The sequence below is a fragment of the Sphingorhabdus sp. genome (assembly GCF_044338195.1).
In the GTDB taxonomy this organism is placed as follows: Bacteria; Pseudomonadota; Alphaproteobacteria; order Sphingomonadales; family Sphingomonadaceae; genus Sphingorhabdus_B.
Genome location: NZ_JBIIMC010000043.1, coordinates 1 through 13,304, shown reverse-complemented (window position 1 = coordinate 13,304; position 13,304 = coordinate 1). Strand labels below are relative to the sequence as shown.

Here is a 13,304-nt window from a genome sequence, read left to right as displayed (position 1 = left end):
TCTACCTTTGCGCTGATCATGTTGGCCACGGCGTTCCCGCCAGCGCCACCAACACCAATAACTGCAATTTTCGGCTTCAACTCGTCAACCATTGGTGGACCGATATTGATGCTCATAACTTTATCCCCCTAGCCTCTGTGGCTTGTTCGAAATTTTCACGCTTTTGACACAAAAGGACAAAGTGCACACCCCAAAATTACCGCTTTTGCACAGGTTTCTGTCAGAAATTCTCTCGTACGGCGCGTTTTATCCGTTCGATTAACCCCGGCATAGTCCCGGCCATCTGTTCGACACGCAAATCATAACCGGATTTCAGGTCAACACGTTCCGATGCGGCGTAATGAATCAATCCGACGAGCGTTGAAAATGCCGGTCCCGCATGTGCCTCGGGAATACTGGCGAGGCCAGATGGACGACCAATGCGGACCGTGCGGCCCAGCGCGCCTTGCATATGTTCCGCTGCGCCCTTCAGTTCAGCGCCCCCGCCGGTCAACACCACCTGATGCCCGGATGGGCCGGAAAAGCCCAAGGTTTTAAGCGCTTGTGCGATTTCGGTGACGATGGAGTCCACCCGCTGGCAGACCACGGCATTCAACTGCGCCTTGGTGATGCGCGGTGCGTTTGCCCCTGCTTCAACACCGTTTTCATCAGGGCCAATGTCGAGCACTTCTTGATGATCGCGCGGGCTGGTTAAGGCAGAGCCGTGGAAGCATTTCAGCCGTTCGGCCTGCGCCCTGCGAATACCAAAGGCCGATGCGATGTCGTCCGTAATGTCCGACCCGCCCTTTTGAATGGTCTCAAGCCCGACGAGCATGCCGCCGATGAAGACCGACACATTGGTCACCGCCGCGCCAAATTCGACAAGAGCGACACCCAGTTCGCGTTCTTCCGCCGTCAGACATGCAAGACCGGTGGCAACCGGGCCGACGACGAGCGACTCAACATCAAGATGCGCCGCGCGCACCGTCATATCCATGTTCCGGACAGGCGACTGGTCCGCCAGAACGACATGGACATCGACGCCAAGGCGGTCGGCGTGCAATCCCACAGGATTCACAACACCGCCAACACCATCCAGCGAATATAATGTTGGCTGAATATGAAGCGCAATTTTGCCGCCGGTCTGAATGTTCGCACGTCCAGCCTGAAGCAATTCGTCGACATCTTCCTGCGTGATGCGATCACCACCCAGTTCAATTTCAACAGGCGCAAGCAAGCTATCAAGCCCGCCGGCGGACATGCCCACCCACACGCGGTCAATATTCAGCCCGGCGATACGCTCGGCCTGTTCAACGGCATGGCGCACGGACAATTCGGCTTGTTCGACATCCGCAATACAGCCGCGCGTAACGCCCCTGCTCTCACGTTGGCCGGTACCCAGCACCAGCAGTTCGCCGCTGTCTGTATAGCCGGCGATGAGTGCCGAAACTTTCGAAGAGCCAATATCAATGGCCGAAATCAGTTTTTCAACGCGTGCAGCTTTCATACTTCTCTTCCGCTCGTGGTCGACGTTATGTCGCCGCTCTCTACTTTAACAGGTTCGACTTTGGGCGCCTTGCGGAAATATGCACGTTCAGGGTCGCGCAAGTCAAAATGGATCATGTCGCGGCCAAGCAGCCGGTGGATGCCATCCATCCGTGCAAAATTGAGCAAAGCCTCGGCCGCTGCCTTTTCACCTTCGGGCAAGGCCAATGTTTCACCGGTCTGGAACTGCAAATCCCAACGGCGGTTGCCCACCCATGTGGCGCCAATGACCTGCGCTTTCAGTGCGGAGGCATTGTCGAGCAGGGTGTTGAGCGCGACAGCATGCCGGTTCGCATCAATGCCATTCAACGTCGGCAAATCGCCTCCTTCGCCCGCCGCAATATTTTGCAGGACAATCCCGTTGGCATCGATCAGCGAATATTTGCCGTTGCGCTGCCAAATCGCCGCGGGCTTGCGTTCGACGATTTCAACCGCAAGCGTATCGGGCAAACGGCGCGCCACGCGGGCGTCTTTGATCCAGCCATATTTCAGTAAGTCTGCGCGGACCTTATCAATGTCGACCAACGGCATAGCGCGGTCTTTTTCGGCAAGGACAAGTTGATAGACCCGAACCTGATCCACACGCTCCATGCCAGTGACCTCAACGCGCTGCACCTGAAAACCGGCCTTTGCGGCGAGCGCTGCATATTGCTGATATGCCGCCGCCGTAACGCCCGCATATTGGGCAATGGCAAATAGCAGCACCGCCAGCGCAGTGACAAAAATCCATGTGAGTGCGCGCTGCACATCTTCTTCCGAAATCGGCAGGATCCGCATGATCCGGTCAACCCAGGATATTTGCAGCACTTTCTTGCGCGGGCTCGGCGAAGCGGCCTTGCGCTTTGCAGCAGGTTTTCGTGCAGCGGCCGCCATTATGCCAACGCCTCTTTCACGATCATGTCGACCAATTGTTCATAGCTGATGCCAACGTGCCGCGCCTGTTCGGGCACAAGGCTCAACGGCGTCATGCCGGGCTGCGTGTTTGTTTCCAGCACGAACACACCATTTTTGCCCAATTCATCGTCCCAGCGAAAATCGGTGCGCGATGCGCCTTTGCAGCCCAGCAACCGGTGCGCATCAAGCGCAATGTCCAACATATATTGTGCAATTTCCTCGGGGATTTCAGCCGGGCAAATATGTTCGGTCAGGCCGTCGGTATATTTGGCATCAAAATCATAAAAGCCGCTCTTTGGCTTTAACTCGGTCACGCACAGCGCCTTATTTCCCAGCACCGCCACTGTCAGTTCGCGGCCTTTGATAAAGGGTTCGGCCAGCAATGTCGCAAATTCCTGCCAAGGCCCTTTGGCATCACGCGAGATCGGGCTTCCGTAATTGCTTGTATCGGTGACAATGGCCACGCCGACAGAGCTGCCTTCATTGACGGGCTTCAGCACATAAGGCCGCGGCAACGGGTCTGCGGCGTACAGGCTTTCGCTGTCGACCATCGTGCCTTTGGGCATCGGAATGCCCGCCGGGACAAGCCGCTGCTTGGTCAATTCCTTGTCGATGGCAATCACCGACGTCACCATGCCGCTATGGGTATATTTAATGCCCATCAGGTCGAGCATGCCTTGCACCGATCCATCTTCACCCGGAACGCCATGCAGCGCGTTAAACACCACATCGGGGCGCAGCGCGGTGAGAACCTGCGCAACATTGCGGTCCATGTCCACACGGCTGACCTTATAGCCCAGTTTCTCAAGCGCATCGGCCACGCCGTTGCCGCTCATCAACGACACAGGCCGTTCGTTTGACCAGCCACCCATCAATACCGCTACGTGGATTTGCTCGCTCATTTTGTTTCACCCACGCGTTGTATTTCCCAATGCAGGTCAATGCCTGACTTAGCCTTTACACGCTGGCGCACTTCATCGCCCAACGCCTCAATATCGGCGCTTGTCGCATCGCCTGTGTTAATCAAAAAGTTGGTATGCTTTTCCGAAACCTGCGCGCCGCCGATTTGCAGTCCGCGGCATCCGGCTTCGTCAACCAACTGCCATGCCTTGTGTCCATCTGGATTTTTGAAGGTCGATCCACCGGTTTTGGAACGCAGCGGTTGCGATGCTTCGCGCGCGGCGCTTATCCGGTCCATCTCCGCCTGAATGGCGTCTGCTGCGCCCGGCACACCGCGAAAGCGCGCACCGACGACAATTGCACCATCGGGAAGATCGGAATGGCGATAGCTATAATGCAGTTCTTCGACGGACAAGGTCGCAAGCGCGCCATCGCGCATCACGACATCGCAGTCGATCAATATATCCTTCACCTCACCGCCATAGGCGCCGCCGTTCATGCGGACAAAGCCGCCGACTGTGCCGGGAATGGACCTAAGGAACTCAAGCCCCGAAATGCCATTGTCCCGCGCCGTTGACGATACCAATATGCCCGAGGCACCTGCCCCGCAATTCAGCGTGACTGCGTCAATGGGCGTCACTTTGGCAAAGGCTTTGCCAAGGCGAACGACAACGCCCTTAACGCCGCCATCCCGCACGATCAGGTTGGAGCCAAGGCCAAGCGCCATGACGGGCACCGCCGGATCAAGCTGACGCAGAAATTCTTGCAGGTCGTTGATGTCTTTGGGTTCGAAAAGATATTCCGCACTGCCGCCCGACTTAAACCACACCAATGGCGCAAGCGGCGCGTCGGCCGTCAACTTGCCTTCAACCTTTGGAAGGATATTCACGCTCATGCACGGGCTGCCTTAATGGCGTCCGCAAGTCCCGCTGCCCATTTGGTGATGTCGCCTGCGCCAAGGCAGACAACCATGTCCTTTTCCTGCACCGTTGCCGCAAGCTTCACGGCAAGCGCGTGTGCATCCGCGATGGTCGCCGCCGAACGGTGCCCGCGCGCCTTTATGCCGTTCACGAGCGCATCGGAATCAATCCCCTCAATGGGCGCTTCGCCTGCGGCGTAGACGGGCGAAATGAACACCATATCGGCATCATTAAACGCCTGTTGGAAATCATCCATATGGTCGCGCAGGCGGGTGAAGCGATGCGGTTGCGCCACGGCAATCACACGACCCTGTGCGCCTTCGCGTGCTGCGGACAGAACCGCGCGGATTTCAACGGGGTGATGGCCATAATCGTCGATTATGGTCACACCATCGACTTCGCCAACCTTGGTAAAGCGCCGTTTGACACCGCCAAATTTGTCAAAGCCGTGCGCGACAGCTTCATCGCTCATGCCCATTTCAAGGCCGACCGCGATGGCAGACAAAGCATTCTGCACATTATGCCGCCCGGGCATTGGCAAGACGACGCCCTCTATCGTGCGTTGCGATCCGTCGCGCGCGCGGACAACGACATCGAAGCGATTGCCACCGGGGAACGGTGTTACATTTTCGCCGCGAATGTCGGCCTGCGCCGAAAAACCATAAGTGATAATCCGGCGATCGCGGATCTTGGGCAAAATGGCCTGCACCTCTGGATGGTCGAGGCACATGATTGCCGCACCATAGAAAGGCACGTTTTCGACAAATTCGACAAAGGCCCGTTTGATGGCATCAAAATCGCCATAATGGTCGAGATGCTCTGGATCGATGTTGGTGACAACCGCCAGCGTCCCATCAAGGCGCAGGAAGCTGCCATCGCTTTCGTCAGCCTCAACAACCATCCAGTCACTCGCACCCAGACGCGCGTTTGAACCATAGCTGTTGATGATGCCGCCGTTAATCACCGTGGGGTCAATGCCGCCATGATCGAGCATCGCGGCAATCATGGACGTCGTCGTTGTCTTGCCATGCGTCCCTGCCACGGCAACGGTGTTCTTCAACCGCATCAACTCCGCCAGCATTTCTGCACGGCGCACCAGTGGAATGCGGCGTTCAAGCGCAGCATCGCGTTCGGGATTGCCTTTTTTAACCGCAGTGGACGTCACCACCACAGCCGCATCGCCAAGGTTATCGGCGCTATGCCCGATCATCACCTTGATCCCGCGCTTGCGCAGGCCATCGACAACATAGCTGTCGGCGATGTCGCTGCCCTGCACCTGATAGCCAAGATTGTGCATGACCTCGGCAATGCCCGACATGCCGATGCCGCCAATGCCGACAAAGTGGACGATGCCAATATCCGTTGGGACACCCTTCATGAGATGCTCTTTCGTGCGAGTGCGGGTGCGGCACCGAATGATGCCGATGTGTCTGGCTTTGCCTTAAGACCGTGCATGATGGGCGCGCGGCCAAAGGATTCCACAAGGTCCGCCAAATCGGCAACGGCGTTGGGACGGCCGCAGCTTTTGGCCGCCTTTGCCGCATTTTCGAGTGCGCCGGGTTCAAGTGCAATTTTCTCTATTTGCTTGGCGAGCTCAACCGCGGTGAAGGCTGGCTGCGCAATCGCACGCGCGCCGCCGGCGGCGACCATTTCTTTGACGTTATAGCTTTGGTGATCATCGGTCGCGCTTGGCAAGGGCACCAAAATCGCTGGACGCCCGGCGCAGGTCAGTTCGGCCACCGTTGATGCCCCCGCACGTCCGATGACCATATGCGCCCAGCCCAAACGTTCGGGCAGGTCGGGCAGATAAGTTGCAAGCTCTGCCGGAATGTCATGTGCGGCATATGCTTGACGGACCGTTTCGATATCTTCTGCGCGGCACTGCTGCGTAACCTGAATACGGCTGCGCAAATTCAGCGGCAGGCGGGCAAGGCCATCGGGGACAATGTCGGACAATATGGTCGCGCCTTGGCTCCCCCCCGTCACAAGCACACGGAAAATGCCGTCTGCCAAAAGCGGGGGATAGGGCGCATCACGCAGCGCCAAGACCTCTTCACGCACCGGATTTCCAACCAGATGCACCTTGCTGGCATAACGCGGCGACAAACGCAGCACGTCGGGATAGGCCGTCGCAATGGCATTCACTTGCCGCGCGGTGAAGCGGTTGACGCGGCCGAGCACGGCATTTTGTTCGTGAATGATCGTCGGAATTTTTTCGGCAAATGCGCCCAGCAAGGCTGGGAACGCCGCATATCCGCCAAAGCCGACAACAGCCGTTGGGTCAAAGCTGGCGTAAAAGCGCCGCGCCATCATTCGGCCTTCCGCGATCGCCCGAATGCCGGGCAGCCAGCTGAGTGGGTTTTTCGTGATGCGGCCTGCGGGCAAAATGTGCGTTGCCATTTTTTCGGGGCAGCCCGGAATTTTCGCGCCGCGCGCATCGGTTATCAGCGCAACATGGTGGCCTCTGTTCAGAAGTTCCTGCCCCAGCGCAAATGCAGGGATAAGATGCCCCCCTGTCCCGCCAGCGGCCAACACATAATGCCGAGAAATCGTCATGGCCACTATCCCTTCACCATATACAGCGACCGGTCAAGATATGGGTTTCGCTTCGTCAGCGCGAGGATGAGACCGCAGGTCACCGACAGCGCCAAAATGGACGATCCACCGTAACTGATAAACGGCAGGGTCATGCCCTTGGACGGAAAGACGCCAAGGTTCACGGCCATGTTGATCATCGCCTGACCACAAAATTGCGCGCCAAGCCCGGTCACGGCCAGAACCACAAACTGGTCCTTTTCATCCAGCAGGCGAATGATGATGCGGACCAAAATGGCGAAATACAAAATCGCGATAAGCATGCACGCCAACAGACCAAATTCTTCACCAATGACGGAGAAGATATAATCGGTATGCCCTTCAGGCAGCGAATATTTCTTGATGCCAAGGCCGGGACCAAGGCCGAAGAAACCACCGTTGGTCAATGTTGCCATCGCCATTTTGTCGTGCGTCAGGCCTTCGGTGCCGAAAATCCATGCATCAATACGCTGTGTGGCGACCGGATAGAAATTATAGGCCAGCACGATAAACACGACACCGCTGATGATAAGCCCCCACAGCCGTGACGCCGGCACGCCGGCCACCATCATCAACGCAAACCATGTGCCCATAAACAAAATGGACTGGCCAAGGTCGGGCTGCAACAACAAGAGGACGCACACCAAACCCGTCACGATGCTGCTCAGGAATAGCACCGGCAAGCTAGGGTCTTTCAACCGCCAGCTGATAATCCATGCCATTGCGACGGCGTAAAAGGGTTTCAGAAATTCGGACGGCTGAAGCCCCGCAAAACCCGCGCCAATCCAGCGCTGCGACCCGTTCACCTCGCGGCCAATGATGGGCACAAGCGCCAGCAGCACGAAGAATATGCAAAAGCCAAAGACCCCAAAGCGGCGCGCCTGTTCGCGCGGATACATCGACACGAGAAGCATCAACGGCACCCCGACCATCACCCACATCAATTGCCGGTAAAAAAAGTATAAAGATGACAATTGCGTTGTGGACGACGACAGGCGCTGCGCACCGGCAGGCGAGCCCGCGGCAACCGCCAGCAAGCCGATCGCGATCAACACCATCATCAAGGACAGCAGCACGCGGTCGAGTTCCCAGAACCATACGCCAAGTGGTGAACGGTCACCGCGGCCAAGCCGGTTCGCGAAGCCGATTTTGCCGGTCTTTGCGGCCAGCACCCAAGGGACCTCTTTACGTTCGCCGTTCATAACGCCTCAACAATCGCCCGGAACGCGTCACCGCGCGCCTCAAAATCTTTGAATTGGTCGAACGACGCGCAAGCGGGCGACAGCATGATCACATCGCCTGGCTCTGCTTGGGCAGCGGCGGAACAAACCGCCGTGCCCATCATTTCACTGCGCTCGACCGGCATGTGCGGGGACAGCAGTTCGTGAAACAATGGTCCGGCCTCACCAATCGTATAGGCTTTCACGACATGGCCGAAATTGGGAATGCACTCGTCGAGATTATCTGATTTCGGCAGACCACCGACAATCCAGTGGACGCGTGGATAGGCCGCCAGCGCGGGTGCGGTCGATGCTGCGTTGGTGGCTTTGCTGTCGTTGACGAACAAGACGCCATTGCGTTCGGCAACAACCTCCATCCGGTGCGCAAGACCGCGAAATGTCTCCATTGCCGGACGCCATTGCGCCTCCGTCAGCCCGAGCGATTCCACCAGCGCAATGGCAACGGCAATATTCTGCAGATTATGGGGGCCTTGCAACGAAGGCCAATCCGCCTGCCCTGTGACCAACGCCGGGTCTGCCAGATGGACCAATTCAGCGCCGCGCTGCGCAAGACAATCGCGATACACCCGCTCGGTATCGGCGTCGCCTTTTCCAAACACCGAATGCGTATTGCCGGTTTGCATGTCGAACAAGCGTGCCTTAGAGGCGACATAGCCTGCATACCCATCATAGCGATCCAGATGATCGGGCGACAGGTTAATCAGCGCCGCCGCATCGCACGACAGAGAGTGGGTAATGTCGATTTGGTAGCTGGAAAGTTCCAACACATATACGCCGCCTGCGGGCAACGGTGCCTGCGACAAAATTGGCAAGCCAATGTTTCCGCCCATGCGAACGGGCAGCCCAGCGCTACTCAACAGATGGTGGACCAAGGCCGTCGTCGTCGATTTCCCATTGGTGCCGGTAATGCCGACAACATGGTGCGGCGGCAGGCTTGCCCGCGCCATTGCGAATAATTCGATGTCGCCGATTAACGGCAGTCCCTCGGCCTTTGCCTTGTCCGCTATGGGATGGCGGTTGATGGGCACGCCGGGCGACACAACAATCGCGTCATAGCCCGACAGATCCGCCAGCAACGGATCAGCAACGGTCGCAATATCGGCAATTTTGGCGCGTGCGCCTTCGTCATTATCCCATGCAAGGATTTCCGCCCCGCCCGCAACAAGCGACCGCGCAGCTGCAAGGCCGGAGCGCGCAAGCCCCAGTATCGCAAACTTACGGTCTTTGAAGGCAGGTGTACTAATCATCTGAGCTTGAGGGTCGATAGACCTGCAAGCGCGAGTACGAAAGCGACAATCCAGAAACGGATAACAACTGTTGGTTCCGACCAGCCAAGCTGTTCAAAATGGTGGTGGATGGGCGCCATGCGGAAAATACGCTTTCCGGTGCGTTTGAACCAAAACACCTGAATGATGACCGACAGCGCCTCGATCACGAAAAGTCCGCCGATAATGGCCAGCACGAATTCATGATGTGCGACAACGGCGATCGCGCCCAATGTGCCGCCCAGGGCAAGGCTGCCCGTATCGCCCATGAACACCGCAGCAGGGGGCGCGTTAAACCACAGGAACGCCAAACCAGCGCCCACGATGGCGCCGCACAGCATCGCAAGATCGCCAGCGCCCAAGTAAAAGGGAATGCCCAAATAGTCCGCATATTTGGCGTTACCGACCATGTAGACGATGATCATGAACGCGACGGACGCGATAATCACGGGCATAGTGGCCAAGCCGTCAAGACCATCGGTCAGGTTCACCGCATTACCAAAGGAGACAATGACAAACGCGCCAAAGGGCACATACCACCAACCCAGATCAACAACGGGGCCATTGACGAAGGGCAGATACAACATGCCGCCGGATTGCGAGACAATCAGCGATACCGCAACGCCCGCAATCGCAAACTCCATAAGCAGCCGGACCCTGCCCGAAACGCCCTTGTGACTGCGCTTTTTGACCTTGTCATAATCATCAAGGAACCCGACGGTGCCAAAGCCTGCGGTGACCAGCAGACACGCCCAAACATACACGTTGGTCAGGTCCATCCACAGCAGCATCGAAATACCGACCGACACCAATATCATCAGGCCACCCATGGTCGGCGTGCCGACCTTTGCAAGGTGGGATTGCGGACCGTCGCTGCGAATGGGCTGGCCCTTGCCCTGACGGACGCGCAGCATGCTGATGAAGCGCGGACCGATCATGAGACCGATAATCAGCGCGGTGGCAACGGCGGCGCCCGAACGGAAACTGAGATAGCGGATAAGGTTCAACGCACCGGGAAAACCAAGATATTCAGCCAATATATACAGCATTAGTTTTTCCCACCCGTCAGCGCGCTGACGATGGAGGAAAGTCCCATACTGTTGGAACCTTTGACCAATATCGTGTCTGATGCGCAAAGATAATTTTGCAGAAGGGCCAATGCCTCCTGCGCAGTCGCGCAATGCGCGAAATTGGCTGGCCCCTCAACCCCTGCTTTCAACGCATCGGCGAGAATTTTCATCTCTTGACCGACGAGCAGTGCAAAATCCACCTTTGCGGCGGCCAAGGGGGCGGCGAGTGCGCGATGATATTCCGCACTTTTTGCGCCAAGTTCTTTCATCGAACCCAACACAGCAATCCGGCGGCCGCCGGATGCTTGCCCCAACTGGCCAATCGTCGCCAGCATGGATGCAGGGTTGGCGTTGTAGCTTTCGTCAATGAGATGGCCCGTGCCATCGCCAATGCGAATGGTGTGGCGCGCGCCGCGCCCGGCAAGGCCGCCCATTTCCGCCATAGCAAGGCCAGCCGAAGCCAGATCCCCGCCTGCCGCCGAAACTGCAGCTAAAACCGCCATGCTATTGGCAATCCAGTGCTCGCCGGGCTGCGACAGCGTGAAGGACAGCATATTCTCCCGCACTTTCGCCGTGATCAGCGTGCCGCCTTCTGCAGGCATATGGTCGACCACGCGGACATCGGCATCCGCGCTAAATCCAAAGGAGATGAGGTTACCGCTATATTTTTCGGCCGCCGCACGAAGCCGCGCATAATGGGGACTATCGGCGGGCAGTATGGCCGTGCCACCTTCCACTAAGCCTTCAAATATCTCGGCCTTGGCATCTGCAATGCCGCTCTCATCCTTGAAAAATTCGATATGCGCCGGGGCAATGGTGGTGATAATCGCGACGTCAGGACGTACAATCTTGCTGAGCGCCCGCATTTCACCGGCATGGTTCATGCCCATTTCGAAAACGCCAAAGTCGCAGTCTGCGGGCATGCGCGCAAGGCTGAGCGGAACGCCGACATGATTGTTATAGCTTTTGACCGACCGGTGCGCGCGCCCGCGTGAATAGCGGTCCAGCGCAGCAAAGAGCGCCTCTTTGGTTCCCGTTTTACCCGCAGAACCCGTTACACCAATAATCTTGGCCTTGGTCCGTGCGCGTGATGCATGGCCGAGCGCCTCAAGCGCCTGCATCGTGTCGCTGACCAGAATATGCGGGAAAGGTACGGGCTGCGACACAATCGCGCCGGCTGCGCCATTGGCAAATGCTTTTTCGATGAACAGATGCCCGTCCGTCGCGGCACCCTTGAGCGCAAAGAACAAATCCCCCGCCCCAATTTCGCGGGAATCGAACGCAACGCCATGGACGTCAAAATGCCCGGCAGCCGTCCCGCCGGTCGCGGCCAGCAATTCTTCAAAAGTCCATAACGGCGTCATGCTGCACATTCCCGCGCGACTTCGACATCGTCAAACGGCAAAACGCGGCCCATGATGATCTGCCCTTGCTCGTGCCCCTTGCCCGCGATCAGGACGATATCATCGGGCTCGGCATGTTCGATGGCAAAGGCAATGGCATAGCGCCGGTCGCCAATTTCATGTGCGCCGGGCGCGCCGGCCATGATGTCTGCACGAATAAGCGATGGATCTTCGCTGCGCGGATTATCGTCGGTCACGATGACGACGTCGGAATCGGCAACCGCAACCGCGCCCATTTCCGGACGCTTGCCCGTGTCGCGGTCACCACCAGCGCCAAAGACGGTAATCAGCTTGCCCTTTGTATGCGGACGCAATGCCGCGATTGCCGCGCGCAAGCCGTCGGGCGTGTGCGCATAATCGACATAGACCGGTGCGCCGCTCTTGGTGATGACGGCGCGCTCCAATCGGCCACGGACGGGCTGCAACCGCGCGAGATGCGACAGCAGGCTTTCCACGTCGCCGCCACTCGCCATCACGACGCCAGCGGCGACAAGCGCGTTTGCGGCTTGATAGGCACCAATCAGCGGCAGCTTCACTTTGTACACGTCGCCTTGAATCCGCAGCTCAAGCGTCTGGCCAAGCTGCGTGGCTTCGCGCGAGAGCAATTGCACACCCTTGCCCTTTTCGCCCACGGTAATCATCCGCAGGTCGCGTTTACGCGCCCGTGCAATGACTTGATCCGACCAGACATCGTCGGCCCAGATGACGGCGCAGCCATTTTCATCGACAACCTCGTCGAACAAACGCATCTTCGCGTCGAAATAGTTTTCCATCGTGCCATGATAATCCAGGTGATCGCGGCTCAAATTCGTGAATGCGGCCACCGAAACCCGAACGCCTTCGCTGCGATATTGGGAAAGGCCATGGCTGGATGCTTCAAATATCGCGTGGCTTACGCCTTCGCGGGCCAGACCGGACATGTTCGCAAGAAAGGTCACGATGTCGGGCGTTGTCAGACCCGTTGTCGTCTGGTCCGACGCCGTTGTAATGCCCAATGTGCCGATCGACGCTGCATTGTGCCCCGCCATACGCCACAGCTGACGGGTGAGTTCAGCGGTTGATGTCTTGCCATTTGTGCCCGTGACGGCGGCAATCTGCCCGGGAAAGGGACGGAAATAATTGGCGGCCAATTGCGCAAAGGCGCGGCGTGGTTCCGCATCCGCGATATGCAATGCGCCTGTTACTTTTGCCTCCGGACGCGCGACGATAGCCACCGCACCGGCGGCAATCGCGGCATCGATGAAATCTTCACCATTGAAACTGGCACCTTCAAAGGCACCAAAAACCGTTCCGGGCGCAATCTTCCGATGGTCGATGGCAAAGCCGGTCACTGTTCTGTCGGCAAATGCCGGATCGGCATCGCTTACCAATTGCCCGAGCTTCACTATTGCTCTCCCTTCGCCTTCCACAATAAAGGCATGAGTTCCGATACATCAACATCGCGTTTCATGTCAGGGATAATTCCCATCAACGGGCCGATGCGTGTAATCGTCTTTTGCACCACCGGCGCCGC

The 13,304-nt window shown here is 57.8% G+C and carries 11 protein-coding genes; all 11 read right to left on the bottom strand.

The features are described 5' to 3' along the window. Positions 1–220: 220 nt before the first annotated feature. From ftsA to ACIQZK_RS09800, 11 genes are read right to left on the bottom strand one after another with little or no spacing between them, the layout of a single operon-like run. Complete coding sequence (gene ftsA, locus ACIQZK_RS09850) at positions 221–1,486, bottom strand: cell division protein FtsA (RefSeq protein ID WP_397575977.1); 1,266 nt, start codon at positions 1,484–1,486, stop codon at positions 221–223. Beyond that, complete coding sequence (locus ACIQZK_RS09845) at positions 1,483–2,397, bottom strand: cell division protein FtsQ/DivIB (protein WP_397575976.1); 915 nt, start codon at positions 2,395–2,397, stop codon at positions 1,483–1,485. Before ACIQZK_RS09845 ends, ftsA begins: the two co-directional genes overlap by 4 nt. Continuing rightward, positions 2,397–3,320, bottom strand: coding sequence for a D-alanine--D-alanine ligase (locus ACIQZK_RS09840; protein WP_397575975.1), 924 nt, complete (start codon positions 3,318–3,320; stop codon positions 2,397–2,399). Before ACIQZK_RS09840 ends, ACIQZK_RS09845 begins: the two co-directional genes overlap by 1 nt. Next, a complete protein-coding gene (murB, locus tag ACIQZK_RS09835; RefSeq protein WP_397575974.1) occupies positions 3,317–4,213 on the bottom strand; it encodes a UDP-N-acetylmuramate dehydrogenase in 897 nt (298 codons plus the stop codon). The genes ACIQZK_RS09840 and murB overlap by 4 nt, the downstream gene beginning before the upstream one ends. Further along, entirely contained in the window at positions 4,210–5,616 is a 1,407-nt protein-coding gene (murC, locus tag ACIQZK_RS09830) for a UDP-N-acetylmuramate--L-alanine ligase (RefSeq protein ID WP_397575973.1), read from the bottom strand. Before murC ends, murB begins: the two co-directional genes overlap by 4 nt. Then, the gene (murG, locus tag ACIQZK_RS09825) at positions 5,613–6,794 is read right to left on the bottom strand and encodes an undecaprenyldiphospho-muramoylpentapeptide beta-N-acetylglucosaminyltransferase (protein ID WP_397575972.1); all 1,182 of its coding nucleotides are present in this window, start codon (positions 6,792–6,794) and stop codon (positions 5,613–5,615) included. Before murG ends, murC begins: the two co-directional genes overlap by 4 nt. Before the next feature lie 5 nt (positions 6,795–6,799). Further along, positions 6,800–8,014: an FtsW/RodA/SpoVE family cell cycle protein gene (locus tag ACIQZK_RS09820; RefSeq protein WP_397575971.1), complete on the bottom strand. Its 1,215-nt coding sequence runs from the start codon at positions 8,012–8,014 to the stop codon at positions 6,800–6,802. Next, positions 8,011–9,300, bottom strand: coding sequence for a UDP-N-acetylmuramoyl-L-alanine--D-glutamate ligase (murD, locus tag ACIQZK_RS09815; protein WP_397575970.1), 1,290 nt, complete (start codon positions 9,298–9,300; stop codon positions 8,011–8,013). Before murD ends, ACIQZK_RS09820 begins: the two co-directional genes overlap by 4 nt. Beyond that, complete coding sequence (gene mraY, locus ACIQZK_RS09810; RefSeq protein ID WP_397575969.1) at positions 9,297–10,367, bottom strand: phospho-N-acetylmuramoyl-pentapeptide-transferase; 1,071 nt, start codon at positions 10,365–10,367, stop codon at positions 9,297–9,299. The genes murD and mraY overlap by 4 nt, the downstream gene beginning before the upstream one ends. After that, a complete protein-coding gene (gene murF / locus ACIQZK_RS09805) occupies positions 10,367–11,752 on the bottom strand; it encodes a UDP-N-acetylmuramoyl-tripeptide--D-alanyl-D-alanine ligase (RefSeq protein ID WP_397575968.1) in 1,386 nt (461 codons plus the stop codon). Before murF ends, mraY begins: the two co-directional genes overlap by 1 nt. After that, positions 11,749–13,176, bottom strand: a complete 1,428-nt coding sequence (locus tag ACIQZK_RS09800; protein WP_397575967.1) for a UDP-N-acetylmuramoyl-L-alanyl-D-glutamate--2,6-diaminopimelate ligase — start codon at positions 13,174–13,176, stop codon at positions 11,749–11,751. The genes murF and ACIQZK_RS09800 overlap by 4 nt, the downstream gene beginning before the upstream one ends. Positions 13,177–13,304: the final 128 nt, after the last annotated feature.

Bases quoted from the DNA above. Each gene is read 5' to 3' on its own strand.
- ftsA (WP_397575977.1), bottom strand. From the start codon at position 1,486: ATGAAAGCTGCACGCGTTGAAAAACTGATTTCGGCCATTGATATTGGC.
- ACIQZK_RS09845 (WP_397575976.1), bottom strand. From the start codon at position 2,397: ATGGCGGCCGCTGCACGAAAACCTGCTGCAAAGCGCAAGGCCGCTTCG.
- ACIQZK_RS09840 (WP_397575975.1), bottom strand. From the start codon at position 3,320: ATGAGCGAGCAAATCCACGTAGCGGTATTGATGGGTGGCTGGTCAAAC.
- murB (WP_397575974.1), bottom strand. From the start codon at position 4,213: ATGAGCGTGAATATCCTTCCAAAGGTTGAAGGCAAGTTGACGGCCGAC.
- murC (WP_397575973.1), bottom strand. From the start codon at position 5,616: ATGAAGGGTGTCCCAACGGATATTGGCATCGTCCACTTTGTCGGCATT.
- murG (WP_397575972.1), bottom strand. From the start codon at position 6,794: ATGACGATTTCTCGGCATTATGTGTTGGCCGCTGGCGGGACAGGGGGG.
- ACIQZK_RS09820 (WP_397575971.1), bottom strand. From the start codon at position 8,014: ATGAACGGCGAACGTAAAGAGGTCCCTTGGGTGCTGGCCGCAAAGACC.
- murD (WP_397575970.1), bottom strand. From the start codon at position 9,300: ATGATTAGTACACCTGCCTTCAAAGACCGTAAGTTTGCGATACTGGGG.
- mraY (WP_397575969.1), bottom strand. From the start codon at position 10,367: ATGCTGTATATATTGGCTGAATATCTTGGTTTTCCCGGTGCGTTGAAC.
- murF (WP_397575968.1), bottom strand. From the start codon at position 11,752: ATGACGCCGTTATGGACTTTTGAAGAATTGCTGGCCGCGACCGGCGGG.